This is a genomic window from Bacillus aerolatus (genome assembly GCF_009183655.1).
Lineage (GTDB): Bacteria > Bacillota > Bacilli > Bacillales > Domibacillaceae > Pseudobacillus > Pseudobacillus aerolatus.
On sequence record NZ_WEIO01000001.1, the window covers coordinates 587,522 to 605,732 of the forward strand.

General features: G+C 41.8%; 21 protein-coding genes and 1 pseudogene. 13 read left to right on the plus strand and 9 right to left on the minus strand.

Going from position 1 to position 18,211, the window contains the following annotated elements:
• Positions 1-2 precede the first annotated feature (2 nt).
• The 9 genes from F9802_RS03190 (at position 3) to F9802_RS03230 (ending at position 8,253) form a co-directional block, all read left to right on the plus strand.
• On the plus strand, positions 3-1,106 hold the full coding sequence (locus F9802_RS03190; protein WP_152149653.1) for a cobalt-precorrin-5B (C(1))-methyltransferase: 1,104 nt from the start codon (positions 3-5) through the stop codon (positions 1,104-1,106).
• Positions 1,099-2,313, plus strand: a complete 1,215-nt coding sequence (gene cbiE, locus F9802_RS03195; RefSeq protein ID WP_152149654.1) for a precorrin-6y C5,15-methyltransferase (decarboxylating) subunit CbiE — start codon at positions 1,099-1,101, stop codon at positions 2,311-2,313. Before F9802_RS03190 ends, cbiE begins: the two co-directional genes overlap by 8 nt.
• Positions 2,310-3,011 carry a precorrin-2 C(20)-methyltransferase gene (cobI, locus tag F9802_RS03200; protein ID WP_152149655.1) on the plus strand — a complete coding sequence of 234 codons (702 nt, stop codon included), beginning with the start codon at positions 2,310-2,312 and terminating at the stop codon, positions 3,009-3,011. Before cbiE ends, cobI begins: the two co-directional genes overlap by 4 nt.
• Positions 3,008-3,781, plus strand: a complete 774-nt coding sequence (gene cobM / locus F9802_RS03205; RefSeq protein WP_152149656.1) for a precorrin-4 C(11)-methyltransferase — start codon at positions 3,008-3,010, stop codon at positions 3,779-3,781. The genes cobI and cobM overlap by 4 nt, the downstream gene beginning before the upstream one ends.
• On the plus strand, positions 3,778-4,905 hold the full coding sequence (locus tag F9802_RS03210) for a cobalt-precorrin 5A hydrolase (protein WP_152149657.1): 1,128 nt from the start codon (positions 3,778-3,780) through the stop codon (positions 4,903-4,905). Before cobM ends, F9802_RS03210 begins: the two co-directional genes overlap by 4 nt.
• A gap of 12 nt (positions 4,906-4,917) precedes the next feature.
• On the plus strand, positions 4,918-6,333 hold the full coding sequence (locus F9802_RS03215) for a cobyrinate a,c-diamide synthase (protein WP_152149658.1): 1,416 nt from the start codon (positions 4,918-4,920) through the stop codon (positions 6,331-6,333).
• Positions 6,302-6,949, plus strand: a complete 648-nt coding sequence (locus tag F9802_RS03220; protein WP_152149659.1) for a precorrin-2 dehydrogenase/sirohydrochlorin ferrochelatase family protein — start codon at positions 6,302-6,304, stop codon at positions 6,947-6,949. Before F9802_RS03215 ends, F9802_RS03220 begins: the two co-directional genes overlap by 32 nt.
• Complete coding sequence (gene cobA, locus F9802_RS03225; RefSeq protein WP_152149660.1) at positions 6,946-7,734, plus strand: uroporphyrinogen-III C-methyltransferase; 789 nt, start codon at positions 6,946-6,948, stop codon at positions 7,732-7,734. Before F9802_RS03220 ends, cobA begins: the two co-directional genes overlap by 4 nt.
• 246 nt (positions 7,735-7,980) lie before the next feature.
• Positions 7,981-8,253, plus strand: a complete 273-nt coding sequence (locus F9802_RS03230; protein WP_152149661.1) for a YiaA/YiaB family inner membrane protein — start codon at positions 7,981-7,983, stop codon at positions 8,251-8,253.
• 55 nt (positions 8,254-8,308) lie between these two features.
• On the opposite strand, the gene F9802_RS03235 is transcribed toward F9802_RS03230, so the two are convergent.
• Complete coding sequence (locus tag F9802_RS03235) at positions 8,309-8,764, minus strand: DinB family protein (protein ID WP_152149662.1); 456 nt, start codon at positions 8,762-8,764, stop codon at positions 8,309-8,311.
• Positions 8,765-8,893: 129 nt separating this feature from the next.
• The gene (locus F9802_RS03240; RefSeq protein WP_152149663.1) at positions 8,894-9,079 is read right to left on the minus strand and encodes a CsbD family protein; all 186 of its coding nucleotides are present in this window, start codon (positions 9,077-9,079) and stop codon (positions 8,894-8,896) included.
• Between the two features lie 343 nt (positions 9,080-9,422).
• Between F9802_RS03240 and F9802_RS03245 the strand changes: the two genes are divergently transcribed.
• From F9802_RS03245 to F9802_RS03255, 3 genes are all read left to right on the plus strand, one after another.
• Positions 9,423-9,611: a hypothetical protein gene (locus F9802_RS03245; RefSeq protein ID WP_152149664.1), complete on the plus strand. Its 189-nt coding sequence runs from the start codon at positions 9,423-9,425 to the stop codon at positions 9,609-9,611.
• A 168-nt stretch (positions 9,612-9,779) separates the two neighbouring features.
• On the plus strand, positions 9,780-10,835 hold the full coding sequence (gene cobT, locus F9802_RS03250) for a nicotinate-nucleotide--dimethylbenzimidazole phosphoribosyltransferase (RefSeq protein WP_191991739.1): 1,056 nt from the start codon (positions 9,780-9,782) through the stop codon (positions 10,833-10,835).
• A 337-nt stretch (positions 10,836-11,172) separates the two neighbouring features.
• Positions 11,173-11,748 (plus strand): hypothetical protein, encoded by a 576-nt coding sequence (locus tag F9802_RS03255; protein WP_152149665.1) that lies wholly within the window; start codon positions 11,173-11,175, stop codon positions 11,746-11,748.
• Between the two features lie 109 nt (positions 11,749-11,857).
• On the opposite strand, the pseudogene F9802_RS20130 reads toward F9802_RS03255, so the two are convergent.
• The 5 genes and pseudogenes from F9802_RS20130 to pstB all read right to left on the minus strand — a co-directional run.
• A pseudogene (locus F9802_RS20130) lies at positions 11,858-12,088 on the minus strand (immunoglobulin-like domain-containing protein); the annotation flags it as partial.
• 401 nt (positions 12,089-12,489) lie between these two features.
• Entirely contained in the window at positions 12,490-12,843 is a 354-nt protein-coding gene (locus F9802_RS03260; RefSeq protein WP_152149666.1) for a hypothetical protein, read from the minus strand.
• 515 nt (positions 12,844-13,358) lie between these two features.
• On the minus strand, positions 13,359-13,700 hold the full coding sequence (locus tag F9802_RS03265; protein WP_152149667.1) for a hypothetical protein: 342 nt from the start codon (positions 13,698-13,700) through the stop codon (positions 13,359-13,361).
• A 390-nt stretch (positions 13,701-14,090) separates the two neighbouring features.
• Complete coding sequence (phoU, locus tag F9802_RS03270; protein WP_152149668.1) at positions 14,091-14,750, minus strand: phosphate signaling complex protein PhoU; 660 nt, start codon at positions 14,748-14,750, stop codon at positions 14,091-14,093.
• A 53-nt stretch (positions 14,751-14,803) separates the two neighbouring features.
• Positions 14,804-15,628 (minus strand): phosphate ABC transporter ATP-binding protein PstB, encoded by an 825-nt coding sequence (gene pstB, locus F9802_RS03275; RefSeq protein WP_152149669.1) that lies wholly within the window; start codon positions 15,626-15,628, stop codon positions 14,804-14,806.
• A 515-nt stretch (positions 15,629-16,143) separates the two neighbouring features.
• Here pstB and F9802_RS03280 point away from each other — a divergent pair.
• Positions 16,144-16,821 carry a C40 family peptidase gene (locus F9802_RS03280; protein ID WP_152149670.1) on the plus strand — a complete coding sequence of 226 codons (678 nt, stop codon included), beginning with the start codon at positions 16,144-16,146 and terminating at the stop codon, positions 16,819-16,821.
• Between the two features lie 36 nt (positions 16,822-16,857).
• On the opposite strand, the gene F9802_RS03285 is transcribed toward F9802_RS03280, so the two are convergent.
• Positions 16,858-17,595: a CBS domain-containing protein gene (locus F9802_RS03285; protein ID WP_152149671.1), complete on the minus strand. Its 738-nt coding sequence runs from the start codon at positions 17,593-17,595 to the stop codon at positions 16,858-16,860.
• A 288-nt stretch (positions 17,596-17,883) separates the two neighbouring features.
• On the minus strand, positions 17,884-18,207 hold the full coding sequence (locus F9802_RS03290) for a general stress protein (protein ID WP_152149672.1): 324 nt from the start codon (positions 18,205-18,207) through the stop codon (positions 17,884-17,886).
• Between the last annotated feature and the right edge of the window lie 4 nt (positions 18,208-18,211).

Here is an 18,211-nt window from a genome sequence, read left to right on the forward strand (position 1 = left end):
CGATGGCAGCGCAGGAAAAGAAAGAAGAAAAGCCGCTTAGAAAAGGCTACACAACCGGTGCCTGCGCCACGGCTGCTGTCCAGGCAGCGCTGACTTCGTTGTTATCAGGAGAAAAGCAAGAAACCGCCACGATTTACCTTCCGGCGAAAGTGTTTGCCACGTTCACGGTCGAGCAATGTGAAGTGTATGAAGGGCGGGCGGTTGCAGCTATTAAAAAAGATGCCGGGGATGACCCGGACGTCACACACGGGGCGATCATTTACGCAGAAGTCATATTAACAAAAGAGCCCGGCATTGAACTTGATGGCGGAGAAGGTGTCGGCCGGGCCACTAAACCCGGTCTCGCCGTTGAAGTCGGACAAGCAGCCATCAATCCGGTGCCGCGAAAAATGATTTTGTCAGAAGCAGAAAAAATATTAACGGACTTCCAGTGCCAAAAAGGTGTAAAAATTATTATTTCTGTTCCCGGCGGGGAAGAAATGGCAAAAAAAACGCTCAATGGGCGCCTCGGCATCTTGGGGGGCATTTCTATTTTAGGCACACGTGGGATCGTGATGCCGTTTTCTACAGCTGCCTATAAAGCGAGTATTATTCAAGCCATTCATGTTGCACGCGCAGGGGGATGTGACCATGTGGCCGTGACAACCGGCGGGCGAAGCGAAAAGTATGCGATGAAACAGCTCCCTCATTTAAAAGAAGAAGCGTTCATTGAAATGGGAGACTTTATTGGTTTTACGCTCAAACATTGCAAACGGCTCGGCATTAAAAAAGTGTCGATGGTCGGTATGATGGGCAAATTTTCTAAAGTGGCCCAGGGAGTCATGATGGTTCATTCGAAAAGTGCGCCGGTTGACTTTAACTTTTTAGCCGAAACAGCGAGACTGGCGGGCGCTTCTCCGGAGGAAGTGGAAGAAGTAAAAGGAGCGAATACGGCTTCCCACGCGGGTGAAATGATGGCAGCGGCCGGGCATCAGCAGTTTTTTGATATCCTTTGCGGCAGTTGCTGTGAACATGCCATCAAAGAAGTGGACGGCGGGTTAGAAGTGGACACGACGTTATATACGTTCAAAGGGGAATGTTTAGGAAAGGCGGAGCGTCATGGATAAACGAATGAAAATCATCGGAATCGGTGATGAAGGCAGAACGGGGCTGCTTCCTTTATATGAAAAATGGATAAATGAAGCCGAATTGTTAGTTGGAGGAGAAAGACAATTGTCATTTTTTCCGGATTATCAGGGAGAAACAATGATGGTAAAAGGGAACTTGAAAGAGTTAAAAGAGAAACTTCAAAGCAGCGATTTACAAACGGTTGTCCTCGCATCGGGAGATCCGCTGTTTTACGGGGTAGGCGGTTACTTATCGAAAGGAATAGCAGCGGATATTTATCCACAGCCGAGTTCTGTTCAGCTCGCCTTTGCGAGAATGGGAGAAAGCTGGCACGATGCGGCAGTCATCAGCCTGCACGGACGAAAAATAACCGGTCTTGCCCAGCGGATAGATGGCAAAGCGAAGGTTGCTATTTTAACAGATGAGGTAAACTCGCCTAATGCGATCGCCCGTTATATGGAGGGTTTTCAGATGAACGAGTACGAGGCATTTATTGCTGAAAATCTCGGCGGTGAAAGCGAACGATGCCGGTGGATGCCTTTAGAGGAAATGAAAACGGCTGAATTCTCGCCATTAAATGTCGTCCTTTTGAAAGCGAAGGAAAAATCAAAAGCATGGCCGCTCGGCATATCAGATAACGAATTTGTACAGCGAAAACCGGATAAAGGGCTGCTCACTAAAAAAGAAATTCGTGTGCTCACAATCGGCCAAATGAATCTTCACAAAGACAGCGTCGTCTGGGACATCGGTACGTGTACCGGCTCAGTCGCTATCGAAGCAGCAAAAATCGCGGTGGACGGCGCTGTGTATGCTGTCGAAAAAAATGAAGCTGATCTTGAAAATGCAAAAGAAAACTTTGTGAAGTTTCGGACGGATGTAACAGCCGTGCATGGCAAAGCGCCGGACGGACTGGCTGATTTTCCTAACCCCGATGCCGTTTTCATTGGCGGCACGGCTGGAAACATTGAAGGAATCTTCGACGAATGCTGCAGCCGGCTGAATGACGGCGGCACGATCGTGATGAACGTGGTAACGATTGAAAATTTATATGAAGCTCAGCAGGCGCTCAAACAGCGGGGGTTTCAAGTAGACTTGACACTCGCTCAAGTAGCAAGAAGCAAACCAATTTTACATTTGACGAGAATGGAAGGATTAAACCCCGTTTATATTATTACAGCTAAAAGGGCGGAAGGAGAAAGATCATGACAGGCACATTATACGGAGTAGGAGCCGGACCAGGCGACCCGGAATTAATTACAGTGAAAGCGTTTCGTGCACTGCAAGATGCACCGGTTATCGCGTATCCGAAAAAACGAAAAGGAAGCAAAAGCTACGCTAGAAAGATTATTGACGCCTATGTAGACCCATCAGAAAAAGACATGCTCGGCCTCGTCTTTCCAATGACGAAAGATCCGGCGATTTTAGAACGGGAATGGAACGCGACGGCAGAAGCAGTTTGGGAAAAGCTTCAGGAAGGAAAAGACGTCGCTTTTATTACAGAAGGCGATCCACTCTTATACAGCACTTTTATACATATGATGAACGTCATGAAAGACAAATATGGAGAAGTGGACATGAAAGTGATCCCCGGTATTTCTTCCATTAACGGGGCAGCGGCACGACTCTCTCTCCCGCTTGCAGAAGGAGATGACATAGTCGCAATCGTTCCGGCAAGAGATGACTATGAAGCAATGAAAAAAGCAATTGAAGAACATGATTGCGTTATTTTTATCAAAGTGGCAAAAGTCATTGACTTAATGCTTCGCATTTTGAAAGAGCTCGATTTAACAAATAAAGCAACGGTCGTTTCGAAAGTAACATCGGAAGAAGAAGTTGTGTGGAACATGGAAGAGCTGGAAGGAGCAGAACCGGAATATTTAACGTTAATGGTGGTGAGAAAATGAAGCTGTCTATCGTTGGGGCAGGCCCTGGAGCTGCCGATTTAATTACGGTGAGAGGTCTGCGTCTCATTAAAGAAGCAGATGTTATTTTATATGCGGATTCACTCGTCAATGAAGAAATTTTCCAAGAAGCGAAACCAGAAGCGGAAGTGTTAAAAACAGCCGGCATGCATTTAGAAGAAATGGTTGAAATAATGATCAATCGACTGAAAGCAGGAAAGAAAGTCGTTCGGCTCCATACAGGCGATCCCGCCGTTTACGGAGCGATCATGGAGCAAATGGCGCTGTTAAAAGAAGCGGGCGTCGAAATCGATATCGTTCCGGGTGTGAGCTCCGTCTTTGCTGCGGCAGCAAGAGCAGAAGCTGAATTAACGATTCCGGATTTAACGCAGACAGTCATTTTAACGAGAGCAGAAGGGCGCACACCAGTTCCTGAACGTGAAAGATTAGCGGAGCTGGCGAAACATCATTGTACGATCGCTTTTTTCCTCAGTGCGACATTGACGAAAAAGGTCATGAAAGAATTAATGGAATCCGGCTGGTCTCCTGACACACCAATAGCTGTCGTTTATAAAGCAACATGGCCGGATGAAAAGATTGTCCGAACGACTGTCGCCAATCTCGATGAAGATATGCGCAAAAACGGAATCCGGAAACAAGCGATGATTTTAGCCGGCTGGGCGCTCGATCCGAACATTCATCAAAAAGACTTCCGCTCTAAATTGTACGATAAAGAATTTACTCACGGTTACCGCCGGGGGGTGAAAGCGTGACCTTAACAGCAGAAGAAAAGGTGCTGCCGGAAATCATAGCAAAAGGCGATTACGCTGTCGTTGCGATTACGAAACACGGCACGCAGCTTGCCAGGAAAATTGCTTCTCTGTTTCACGGCAGCGATCTTTACTATATGAAAAAATTTGAACAAGGTGATGAAAGCGAACGGGGGATCACGTTATTTGAAGGGTCGGTCCGTTTGCTTCTGCCGGATCTTTTTGCCAAATATAAAGGGCTGATTCTGATCATTTCACTCGGTGCCGTCGTCCGCATGATTGCGCCGATTTTAAAAGATAAGAAAACCGATCCGGGAGTCGTCGTCGTTGACGATAAAGGCGAACATGTTATCAGTGTACTCTCCGGTCACATTGGCGGGGCGAATGAACTGGCGCGTGAAGTAGCTGCACTATTAGGTGCGTATCCGGTCGTTACGACGGCTTCTGATGTGCAAAAGACGATACCAGTCGATTTATTTGGCCGCCGTTTTGGCTGGGTGTGGGAATCGGATGAAAAGCTGACGCCGGTCAGTGCCTCTGTCGTGAATGAAGAAAAGGTAGCGGTTGTCCAAGAATCGGGAGAAAAAGACTGGTGGATGTATGATACACCAATACCGGACACGATTCATTTGTATTCATCGATAAAAGAAGCATTGGCCGAAAAGCCGGCTGCTGCTCTTGTCGTCACACACCGGCAGCTTGAAAGGGAAGAAGAAGATATTTTATTAAACGGCGTCCTTTTCCGGCCGAAAGTGCTCGTGCTCGGTATCGGCTGTAACCGCGGCACGTCCGCTGAAGAAATTGAGCAAGTCATCACTGACACGCTGGACGGGCTGAAAGTAAGCATAAAAAGCGTAAAAACAGTCGCTACGATTGATTTGAAAAAAGACGAAGCGGGGCTGTTGGAAGTAGTAAAGAAATACCAATGGGAATTTGTCCATTATCCTCCCGAAGAGCTAAATAAAAAGAAGATCGCCCAGCCATCAGAAACGGTGTATAAATTTACGGGGGCATATGGCGTTAGTGAACCGGCCGCGATGCTGTCGAGCGGGAACGATGACTTGCTGCTGGCGAAGAAAAAATCAGGAAATGTGACGATCTCCGTTGGGCTGATTACTTATGGGTAAGGAGGGGGAAAAATGAGCCAAAGAAGAATTATGATTGCCGGCACAGGCAGCGGAGCAGGCAAAACAACGGTGACGCTCGGCTTAATGGCGGCGTTCACTGCACGTGGCCGCTCTGTACAAGGCTTTAAGTGCGGACCAGATTATATTGATCCGGCGTACCATACAGCTGTCACTGGCAGGCCATCCCGCAACCTGGACAGCTGGATGATGGACAGGCAGATCGTCAAAGACATTTATGCACGAGGAGCAGAGGAAGCTGATCTATCCATTTTAGAAGGCGTGATGGGCTATTTCGATGGCAAAGACCCGTTGAAAAATGACGGTAGCTCAGCAGACTTAAGTACACTCCTCCATTGTCCGGTTTTGTTAGTCGTCAACTGTGCAAGCATGGCAAGAAGTGCGGCAGCGATCGTAAAAGGGTTTCAAGCAATGGACCCTTCCGGCAAAATTGTGGGCGTCATAGCAAACAGAGTCGGCAGTGAAAGTCACTATCATATCGTCAAAGCGGCCATTGAGCAAGAATGCAGAATCCCGGTTGTCGGATATTTAAAGAAAGAATCAGCGATTGCCATCCCTGAACGCCACCTCGGCCTCGTGCCGTCCGTGGAAAGAGGAGAGCTGGCTGGCTTTTTTCATCAGCTCGGCGATCTCGTTTCCGCTACTTTAGATTTAGAAGCCATTTGGAATATGGCCGAAGCACCTATCGTAGAAAAAAGTGAGCACTCCATTTTTAAACAGAAAAAAGCCGCAACAGTGAAAATAGCTGTCGCAAAAGATGCGGCATTTAACTTTTACTACAAGGAAAATTTGGAGCTGCTAGAAGCAAACGGCGCCGAGCTGTTATTTTTTTCGCCGCTTTCAAACGAATCCATCCCAAAAGAGGCAGACGGATTATATATCGGCGGCGGTTTCCCCGAAGAATTTGCAGCGAGGCTGGCTGAGAATACTGGAGCAAAATCCTCTATCCGAGAAGCCATTACAAATGGCATGCCGACATTTGCTGAATGCGGCGGCTTTATGTATTTAACAAATTCGATTGAAGATACAGAAGGCCACATTTACCCGATGACTGGGGTCATTTCCGGTAAAGTGACCATGCAGAAAAAGCTGGCGGCTCTCGGCTACCGCGAATTAACGGGATTGCAGCCCAACTTTCTTTTACCTGCCGGAGAAAAAGCGCGCGGACATGAATTTCATTATTCTTCGTTCAGTACAGATGAGTCATTTCCGGCTGCCTGGCAGTCTGCAGGGAGAAGGGGAACGAAACAAGAAGGCTGTCTAATAGAAAATGTAGTGGCCGGTTACTCACATGTTCATTTTGCTTCTTCACCAGAGATGGCTGGCCGTTTCGTTCAAGCTTGTGAAGACTATCGAGCAAAACAACGATTAAAGAGGAATGAACATTATGCTTTATCCGGCGATGCTTAATCTTGCAGGAAAAAAAGCAGTAGTTATCGGAGGAGGCCCTGTTGCGGCGAGAAAAACAGCGTCGTTAATAGAAGCTTCGGCCGTTGTCGAAGTGGTCAGCCCGGACATTTCAAAGCCAATGAACGAGCTGCTTTGCCGTCATCAAGTAAAGTGGATCCAAAAAAAGTTTTCACCGGCTGATCTGGCCGATGCTTTTATCATTATTGCAGCAACAAATGATCGGGCGGTAAATGAACGCATTAAACAAACTGCTTCCCCGCATCAGCTCGTCAATATTGTGGATGACCCGGAAGGCAGCACCTTTATCGTTCCCGCTTCATTCAAGCGGGGCAAACTTTGTATGGCAGTGAGCACGAGCGGCGCCAGTCCGAGTTTAAGCAAAAACATTGTTCGGGATTTACAGCAGCAGTTTGATGACCAGTATGTATCTTATTTAGAGTTTTTGGACGAGTGCCGGGCTGTCGTTAAACAATCGTTTTCCGATCCCTCTGCAAGGCAAAAGATTTTAAGAGAGCTTGCTAGTTCTACATTTGAAGAAAAAGTGAGAGCCGTCTCTGAAAGCGAAAGAAAGCGGCTGTTTACAAATACATTAAGAGATTGGAGGGAAAAAAGATGACGAAAGGAAAAGTATTTTTAGTTGGCGCAGGTCCGGGAGACCCTAAGCTAATTACAGTTAAGGGAATGGAGTGCATTCAACAAGCAGATGTGATTGCCTATGATCGGCTCGTTAATAAAGAATTACTTACATATGCAAAACAAGGCGCTGAACTTATTTTTTGCGGCAAGCTTCCAGGCAGGCATGCACTCATTCAAGAACAAATCAACCGGCTTTTAGTAGAAAAAGCAGAACAAGGGTTGATAGTTACCCGTTTAAAAGGCGGAGACCCGTGCGTGTTTGGCCGGGGTGGGGAAGAAGCTGAAGAATTAGCTAAAAAAAATATCGCGTTTGAAATTATCCCAGGTATTACTGCAGGGATTGCTGCACCTGCCTATGCGGGGATTCCAGTCACCCACCGTGATCATGCATCAAGCTTTGCTATCGTCACTGCTCATGGCCGGGAACAAAAAGGTGAGGACCACATTAATTGGCAGGCGCTCGCTCAAGGTATTGATACGATCGCTTTTTATATGGGTGTCGGCAATTTAAATCATATATGTGATCAACTGATCCGCCACGGCAAAAAACCTTCCACTCCAGCAGCCATTATCGAATGGGGAACGACAGCACAGCAACGCACGATTACCGGAGAGCTTTCGACTATAGAACAAAAAGCGAAAGAACATCAAATCACAAATCCGGCCATTGTACTTGTTGGAGATGTTGTTCAGCTTAGAGAAAAAATCAATTGGTTTGATAATCATTCTTATGAAATGCTAAACGAGCATTCATTGATTAAATAAGGTTCTATATGTGTAACAAAATAGATTAGCTATGAAAGATAATAAATAAAAATAGTAAGAAGTTCACGAAGCGCATGTTTCCTCATTAGAAGACATGCGTTTTTTATAGGAGTAAAATACTGTTTATTATGTGAAAAGGTACCAATTTAAAAAGGAACTTGATATTATAAAGAGAGTGCACCTTCTTTTTTGAAGATTGGGAAATATATATATAATCATGCACTCATTTTTTAGGGGGTCATAAGCATGCAAAAGTACAGACGGAGAAACACTACCGCCTTCACAGTACTGGCCTATTTCACATTTTTTGCCGGCGTATTTTTATTTAGTATTGGTCTTTATAATGCTGATAGTTTGCAGCTCAATGAAAAAGGATATTACATTGCCGTCATGATTTTGGTGGCAGTCGGGGCGATCTTAACGCAAAAAGTGACGAGAGATAACGCGGAAGACAATGAAATCATTGCTGAACAGGAAAGGCAAGAAAGACAACAGAGCATGTCTAAAAAAGTGGATTAATGATAAGTTGACAGAAAAAGTGCCCCAACAGCAGTTTGTTGGGGCACTTTACTTGTTACAATATCTTCAATTGCGCTTGAATGACTCCTAAGTGCAGCCCTTCGTGAAAGAGAGAAAAATTAATTACGTCATTGATCGTATTTAGTGACAGCGGGCCGATTTTAATTTCATTCGCTGGCTGATCGGATAGACGGTCTTTGAAATGCTGTTGAACTCTTGTTTTTTGATCAGTAAGCAGCTGAATAATTTGTTCTTTCGAAGGCGCATTATCTGGCCATTCGGAAGGCTTCGTTCCCATGCCGAAAAACGGGGCATACTCTTCTACATTTGTTTGAAATTCTGAATCAGCTGCTTTCAAGAATGACTCCAACGATACGTAAATATGTCCAGCATTCCATTTGATTGTGTTGGAAAAGCCTTCTGGCTGTTTGTCCCATTTGTTTTCATCAATTTTTTCAAGTGTGTTTACTGTTGCTGTTCGTACGAAATCTAATTGTTCCCAAGTCGCCATAAAAATCCCTCCTTATTGTCATCTCTTTTATTATAAATCAAAACTTTAAAAAATCCCGTTTAGTGACTTATGCATATGAAAAAGCTGCCAGTTTTGCCAGCAGCTCATGTGAAATGGAAATGGTTTTCGTTATCTATCATTCAGCTTATTTTTTGCCTTGCCGACCGCATCCTGGAATTTGCCTTTTAATTGATCGGCTTTTCCTTCAGCTTTCGTGCGATCATTATTTGTCATATTACCCCAAGCTTCTTTCGCCTCGCCCATCACTTTGTTACCCATGCCTTTAAGTTTGTCTGCCATCCCGCTGTCTTTCATAATAAAACCTCCAAGTAAAAGATTTAAAAGGTTGATAGTTTTTTATTCCCTTCATGGAAGAGCTTAAACATAAGCATATATTGATTGTAGGGAAAAGAGGCTCTGGTAAATACAATAAATACCACTCGTTTTGTTCTCTTTTCATTGATATGACCCATCCATTATAGGAAAATAAATACATAGAAAGCTTTGTTGAAATAGCTCTCTAATGGATGAATGAATGAATGAATGAATGAATGATGAGAAACAGAGTTTTGATAACGATTGTTCACAAAAAATTCGAAAATAAAATTATTTTCCGGGAAATTTTCTGATTGACCACATGAACAGGAGAGCTTAAGAAATGGAAATCATCTTGATGAGACATGGAAAATCAAGTTATACAAATACAGCTTATATGACATGCAAGGAGTTTGCCAAATGGGGGGATGATTATGGTGCTGCGGGAATCTTACAAGGAGCGGCTATTCCGGATGAAACGAAAAAGAAAGTGAAAGAAGAAGAATGTCTCTCCTTGCTGTATGTCCGCTGATCGCATGGTTTCCTCTTTCTTTATTTGACGTTTCGATCGGGACTATTTTCTTCATCGAATGGATCAGTCTTTTTATTTTTTCATTTTTATTTCCGTTTTATTTGAAATTAAGCAATAAGGAAGAGCCGTTGTGGTAAGCAGTAACAATATAAAAAAGGGGAGTCTATCATGATAAAGTTTAAGGTTCCATCATTAAATAAAGAAATGGGCAAGCAAGTATCAAATTATATTAATACATTAACAAAACCTGTTGGCAGTCTAGGAAAACTCGAGTCCCTTGCGATTGAATTAGCGGAAATGACGGGTGAGCCATTTCCGGAAGTGTCACCCCCGGGCGTTATTGTATTCGCAGCTGACCATGGAATCACGCAAGAAGGAGTTTCTGCTTTTCCGCAGGAAGTAACAGCGCAAATGGTTGCGAACATGGTAAATGGAGGGGCAGCTATTAATGTATTCAGCCGGCAGATCGGTGCAAAGTTTAAACTAGTAGATGTAGGAGTTGCTTCAGAAGTCGTTGAAGAAGGAGTCATACATAAAAAAATTAGAAAAGGCACAGCGAACTTTTTAACGGAAGAAGCGATGACGAAGGCAGAAGCTGTTCAAGCCATTGCCATCGGCTATGAAGAAGCAAAAAGCTTGATTGACGATGGAATCAAGTGTCTGATCGTTGGAGAAGTAGGAATTGGCAACACTACATCGAGCAGCGCTGTTTTAACTTGTTTAACTGACACTGACCCAGCGGAAATGGTCGGCCGGGGAACCGGCATTTCAAAAGAGCAGCATGAAAGAAAAATAGAAACCGTTAAACGGGCAGTCAATAACAGACAGCCAAATCCACAAGATGCGATCGATATTTTATCGAAAGTAGGTGGGCTTGAAATGGCCGCGATGGCCGGAGCGATGTTAGCAGCGGCAGAAAGAAGAATACCGATTTTACTTGATGGTTTCATTTGCACCGTTTCTGCCTGTATAGCTCAGTTACTGGCTCCCGTGTCATCCGATTATATGATTGTTTCCCATCATTCAGCCGAACCGGGGCATACGGCGGCCATTAATCATTTAGAAAAATCGCCTATTCTGCAGTTAGGCATGCGCCTTGGAGAAGGAAGCGGAGCGGCTGTCGCTTTCCCGATACTCGAATCAGCGGTAAAAATGACAGCTGAAATGGCTACTTTTGAAAGTGCTAATGTGCCAAATAAAGAAAACGCTAAAATAAATATATAAAAGGTGTTAAGCTAGTTCTCCTGACCGTCGCGATACAATTTGCAATGCTTATACCAATAGCTTTTATTATTCTTATCATCCTTTTTTTACGCTCTACAAAGAAACGAAATGAACGGCTGAAAAGGATTGAAGAAAAATTAGATAGCTTGCAAAAAAGATAATTGATTTTTAAAATATTTATTGAGAAATCTTTATAAATGGCACCTGCTTCTAACAAAGCAGCTTTTGTTCGAATATTAGACTGAATTTATCCATTTCTGCTTTGTTTTGGTGATACAAAAGGAAGTCGTTTGTTAAGAAACGTTAAGATACTGGAATATATGGAGGGGGCTTTTTTGTGATAAAAGCACTCTATTGGCTAGCAGCTAGTATAGCCATGTTGATTTTGAGAACGGTTGTTTATTATATACTGAACTATCATCATACCGCCGAAGGAGCAATGGAGGAGTTGGAGAAAAAGACAGATGGACATATCCTCACGCTGCCTGATAATACATTAACTTTTCTTATTGAGGAGGATGGGCGTGTGTCCGTCGCTTCCAGTTATGTTTTTTATCCGTTTGGCTGGTATAAAGATTTTGAGATTCACCCAACTGCTTTAAACGTATATGATATAAATGAAGAAAGAGAAATTCCCTATGCACATGCACCGAAAACAGAAGGCTTAACGTTTGGTCTGATAAAAAATGAGCGGGTTGAATATCTGGTGCCTAGTGAGTTCAATATGAAGCTGCAAGACCAAAATGCAACGAAAGTTTTTCATTTAGAGGAGGAGTTAAATGACCCCGAGCTTAAACAAGTTAAGCTGTGGTATTCATTTCTGCTAGTTGAAGGAAGTGCGATGAACGAACTCTTTTTTCTGGATAAGAATAAAGAAGTTTTGTCTGTAGAAAGAGAACTTATTCAAAAATAATATTTATATAAAGTAAGCCCCAGCCCTTGATAACTAAGGAATGGGGCTGTTTTTGATAAGGCAGCCGGAATCTGAATGAATAAGCATCTCCAATATAGAGGGCTCTTTTTTATTTCCCGGTAATTTCAAAAGGAGCAGCAAGACCAGAAATAGTAGCCCGGTATTCACCAGGGGTAAGCTCATATTTCAATTCACTAACCGAGAGACTAAGTGAAGATGATTCACCCGGACGATGGAGCCTTCCTTCTTCTGTAAACATATTGGCCTTATGGGGGAATTCATACCACGTGCTATCAATCTTCTTCTCTAGGAAAATGTGTACACCCGTAATGAATTCAGTGTTGCTGTCATTTTAAATAAGAACGGTGAGTGTATCAGTGGATGTTGTATATGGTTCCTTTTCTGCTGTTAAGGTAATGCCGTTTTTTGAACGTGGAAGCTCTTGCTCGTTTGCTTTTTCAGTTAGTTTGTCATATTCAATTTCATTGAAAAAGAAACAAACACAGAGGCGTTTATTTCATGCCCGCCAAAAAATACAGAGGCCATTATAAACGCACAGCAGGCGCAAAAACACTGTTCCATGAGCCGGTTTGATTCGGAAACAAGCAGGATGGTGGAATAATGGCGGGCTGCAGCTTCGCAGGTTCGTCTTTTTATCAAATCTTGCTTAATTAGAATTCGTTAGAGTTCTGTACGCAGGAATCCCCACGTTCAACGAACGAAGTGAGTAACTGGGGGAATTCAAGGTTTGAAGTTTAATAATGCCAAGAATTTGTCTGTATCGCCTTCAAATCTATAGAAATACGGTCTGTTTTCATTGTCAAAAACCATTAAATATGGATTTTCTTGACCGGAAAATATGATTATTACTTCATCTACAAGGGCATTAAACGATTGATATTTCATCATAATATTAGGTTCTAAAGGAATTCTTATCATAAATCCTGTATCCGGAATTGGTTTGAATTTAACGTATATGCCTGTTATCCCTTTAAGAAATTTCTTTACTTCTTGTTGTAAATCAGTATTTAATTGAACATTCATTATAACTTTACCTTTATTTATATCAAAAATTTCTATTACCTTTTCAGTCACTTGAACCACCTCAAAATTAATTGGTATAAAATAAACAAATTTATTTGAAAACAACAATATTTACGAAAATAACCTAAATCTAAAATAATATATGAGATGTGGGAAAAATGTGAAACGGACATACTTCCTATGGGTTTTGCCTATTTTCTTCCTGAGAGTTACAGGAGTGAGTATCATACCCATCACTCTAATAGTTGGTCTTTCGGATGTGTACATTGGAATAAAAAATTTTGAAAAGAAGGTTCATCCGTTATTGGAAAAAAGGAAGAAAAAAAGCACTTTCTTTACCGAACAATAAAGCTAATATAAGTTACTCCGACAGCAGAGACGTCTTTTTGCTTTTTAGAAAGAATCCCCAAAAAATGCACAGGAAGTGTAGCGTTTGGTGGAATGATCATTAACCCTTTATTTTTAATCCCTTCTTTTTTTAGGTGTGGCCATTTTATGCGGAATCATCATTACTTTTTTAAAAAAAGTGATGACTAGGTAGATGTGATTCCCTTGATAAGATAAAATTAGTATTTTTGATAACGGATGTAGCTATAGTTTGAAGTAGGGACCTTTTCCTTTACGTTTCCTTGTTTGTCTTTGTAGACTTCATATTCACGATAAGTTTCTATAATGTAACCATCCGCTTCCTCAATACCTACTATTTTCTCTTCCAGTTCAAAGTTTTTAAATTGGTATGTCTCTTTTTGTTCCTTTGATTCAGCTATTGCGAGCGTACTATCCTGTTCAGAAAATAATATCGAGTTTTTTTCCTCTACAAACTTGCGGGAGGAAAAATCGAAGCTTGATGCCACAATAAGAATGATGAAAAGAGCAGGCAATAGAAAAAAAATGAACTTATTATTCATTGCAATCCTCCTCGCTTGTCCAACTTGTCCAAAATGAAGTTCTAATCATTTTATGTGAATGTTAGATTTAATATTCGTCACTTGGGAGCCGTTCGTGGAATATGTACAACAAACAAAACACATTATAACGCTAAAAAAGACACGATTTTATTAAAAATTAGTGTCTTTTTACTTTACCTTTTATTTATTAAAACGGATGTGATGGTAGTTGACGTTCTTGAAAATGACTCTTGTAGAGAACTTATTAGAGATAGAAAGTCTTTTTATTAGGCTGTTTTCGCAAACTTTGTTGCTATTTACCAAGTAGTGCGGTGTGGTTGATTTCCGCTCCAATCAACCTTTAACAGTTTTCGTTTTAAAAGCAACAATCTCTTAGAAAAGAGCCTTTTATTAACTGTTTAGATCATACCTTCTGCCTTTCACAAGGTAATAAACGTTTTCTGCAATATTGGTACAATGGTCAGCCGCTCTTTCTAAGAAACGGCAAACAAAACAAAGCTGGGTTACTTGCGGCAGAAGCTCCGGGTTGCTTTGATTCATGGAAAGGAAGCTTCTTATCGTTTGGCCATATAAGTCATCTACCTCATCATCCATTTCAGCTACCTTCTTGGCCTTTTCTATATCTTCTTCGTTAAAGGCTTCTAAAGACAATGTCAGCATCTCCAGCAAAATGCTATGCATCTGCTTAATGCCAGCAAGAAACTGGCCATGAGGCTCGGTGCCGATTCGAATCGTCGATTTTGCGATGTTTACAGCAAAATCCGCAATTCTCTCCACATCTGTTGCGATCTTGATGGCTCCGATGATTTTGCGCAGATCCTTGGCAACGGGCTGCTCTTTGGCAATAAGCCAAATCGAGACATCGTTAATTTCTTCTTCCATAATATCAGCCTTTGTGTCGTCATCCATTATTTCTAATGCTAAATCAACGTTTTGCGTTTCCAAGGCTTCCAGTGATCGTGTAAGTGCGTTATCGGTGAAGTCACCTAATTCCATTAATCTACCTTGAAGCTTTTGTAATTCTTCATCAAAATTCTTACGGATGGACATGTTTTAAGCTCCCTTCCCGAAAATGAAATCAATATACACACTGGTCCCTAAGATTATCCAAACCGGCCTGTTATATAATCTTCTGTTCTCTTATCATCGGGTTTTGAAAACATTTTTGTTGTTTTCGCGAATTCTGCCACTTCCCCATTTAGGAAAAAAGCAGTCATATCCGAAATCCGGGCGGCCTGCTGCATATTATACGTTACGATAATAATACTATAACTTCTTTTCAATTCCTGCATCAGTTCTTCTATTTTTAACGTTGAAATCGGATCTAACGCAGAAGTAGGTTCATCCATCAAAATAACATCCGGTTCAATCGCCATGCACCGGGCGATGCAAAGTCGCTGCTGCTGTCCGCCTGACAAGCCGAAAGCGTTTTGGTGAAGGCGATCTTTTACCTCGTCCCAAAGCGCGGCACTCCTCAAGCTTTTTTCGACGATTTGATCCAGGATTTTTTTATCGCGGATCCCATGGATTCTTGGCCCATACACGACATTCTCATAGATCGATTTGGGAAACGGATTAGGCTTTTGGAACACCATCCCCACTTTGGTCCGCAGCTCTTCAACCGTGTAAGATTTATCGAAGATGTTTTTCCCTCTGTATAAAATCTCACCATCAGTTCTAACAACCGGTATAAGCTCTACCATTCTGTTCAATGTCTTGATATAAGTAGATTTTCCGCAACCTGAAGGGCCTATGATTGCAGTCACTTCATTTTCAATGATATCCAGATTGATGTTCTTCAAGGCCTGATTATCCCCGTACCATAAATTTAACTCTTTTGTTTTATAAACAATATCTTTTCCACTACTGCTTAACACATTTACTCGTCTTTTCGTTATAGTCTGTTTATTCTCCGGCGTTTTCGTCATCATGAACCTCCTTTAATATTTCTTTTGAATTACAGATAGTATTCAATAAAAGCAATAGTGTCAGCAATATAATGATACCCGCTGCCGCCAGGGCATAAAACTTTTCCTGGGACCGGCTGGTCTAATTATAAATTTGCATTTGGAGAACTGTGAAAGTTAATGGTATTCTTATTTTATTTTATAAATTGTATACTCATTATTAAGAATCAAAAAGATTTTTGTGTGAAAAGTGCGGTTTTACGAAAGACATTCACCTCGAAAAAAGCTGACATGTTGATATGCTTTTTTTTAAGTAAACATGGCAGAAGCTTTAGAAACGGTACTCCCAATACTCGAATCGGCGGTTAAAATGACTATTTTTGAATATGTGAATATGTCAAATAAGGAAAATAATAAACTAAATGTATAGAATAACCTCGAAAATTTAATATATTTGTAATGTAATTAAAATAGTTCAGAAATTTTCAGATGATACAATCACATTAACAAATATATGAAATGCAGGGGGAAACAGAGTGAAAAAGTGGATTATGGCAGCGGCGATTTCGGGTGCGCTATTTACTGGCCCGATTGTAAGTGAGGCCGCTCTAGGTGATCAAACATTGAGGAGCGGGATGAAGCACCAAGATGTGAAAGAACTGCAGCAAGCGCTAAAGTCAAAAGGGTATTACAAATCTTCAGTAGATATGCATTTCGGTCCTCTCACAAAATCAGCGGTGATCAAGCTGCAAAAAGCACATGGATTAACAGCTGACGGAATTGCGGGGAAGAATACGTTTAGGGTATTAGGAAAAACAGCCGTACATACTTCTGCAGCACAAAACAGTCATACATATAGCAAAGCAAATACCGTCAGTTATGCGAAGAAATTTATGAATGTTCCTTACAAGTGGGGAGGAACCACACCATCAGGGTTTGACTGCAGTGGATTTTTAACTTATGTGTATAAAAACAGTGCCAATGTTTCATTGCCAAGAACGGTGGCTGGCATATACGCAAAAGGATCTAAAACGAGCAATCCGGCAGTTGGCGATATTGTCTTCTTTGAAACTTATAAAAAAGGCGCGTCTCATGCTGGAATTTACTTGGGCGGCAATCAATTTATACATAGTTCCACTTCAAAAGGTGTGACCATCAGTTCCTTGAAAGAGTCTTACTGGTCTAAACGCTACTTAGGTGCAAAAAAATATTAATCAAAGAAACAGGCAGGAGAGACTCTGCCTGTTTTTTTACGGTTCTAAAATGACGTCATTATTTTTCGTTAAATCCCAGGAAGTAATAATACCTACCGGCAGCTCATCTGAACCGCCATTTGGTGTGATGAGAACAGCCTCCAGTTTTTTATTGTTGGACTGATGTTCTTCAAACGTATATTCAATATCAAATATATTCGCATCTCTTTTCACAAAAGAGATGATATAGTCATTTTTAGACGGCAATATGTCTTTAACTGTTACATCAGCGATATCAACTTTCCCATTCTCCTGGTTGTCCGCCATCCATTTTAAAATTTCTCTCCCCGTCAGTAAGCCTTGGCATTTGCCTTTTTCGTAGATGGGGTATTCTGCTAGTTTGTTGTCGCGGATCATATCGAGCACTTTTAAAAGCGGGGTATCAGGTTCTACCGTATAAACGGGTGTAGAAGCGATAGAGATCGCTTCAGCGGGCTCGGACAAAATTTTGTCGATCTGTTCAATGCGGTCCACAATTTTCTCATGAGGCTGGGCTATGTAGTAATACGCTTCTGTTTTCTGATGAACAATGGCATTTCTTAATTTAGCAAACTGTTTTAATTCATCTAAATGGGCACGTATACTCGCGTGGTTACGCGCACTATTGTGAAGCAGTTCGACAAATGCATCACCGTCGGATTGTTTCCCCATCGCTTTTAATTTGTTGTGAATGCGGTTAAAAGCGGCTTCAAATCGTTCAGATAATTCATCATTTGTTTTTTGTGTGTCTGTCATTTACGATAATCTCCTTTTCCACTTGCTGCCTGCTGTCTTTTTATTATAACTTTACCCGGATTACACACCATTTATGAGCAGTGAGTTAAAAAAATAAAAAAAGATTGCTGTCAATGGAACATGTGTGGTATATTAATTGAGCGATGAGCTAATTTGCGTAAGTCGGAAAGCTTGCTGTAAAGCAGAACGTCTGGATGTGGCCAGGCGGTTTTCCGCCGCAAATACGTCAAAAAAAAGCTGTCATAAGGGGCTTTGCCCTATTATGACAGCTTTTTTTGTGTCTTACTTTTAATGTTTGTTTGCAATAAGAACTAATTTCCCTTTATCTAGTTCTTTTTCATATGTTTCTGCTTCCTGCTGGGACAGCCCAAGTGATTCCATTTTACTTCTTAGTTCATCGCCGCGCGATTTAAACATGTTGCCCATGCTGTTAAGTACACCTTGTTCTTTCATGCCGACTTCATTCGTATGAAGAGCATCTGAGACATCTTCTGATCGGTGTTCATCATGAGCAAGGATGTAAACATCGTCGAGGGAATATCCTTGAGCGAGTAATCCTTCAATTTCACTTTTTGCCTGCAATGCATTTTCAACTGTTTTTGTTGTAACCATTCTA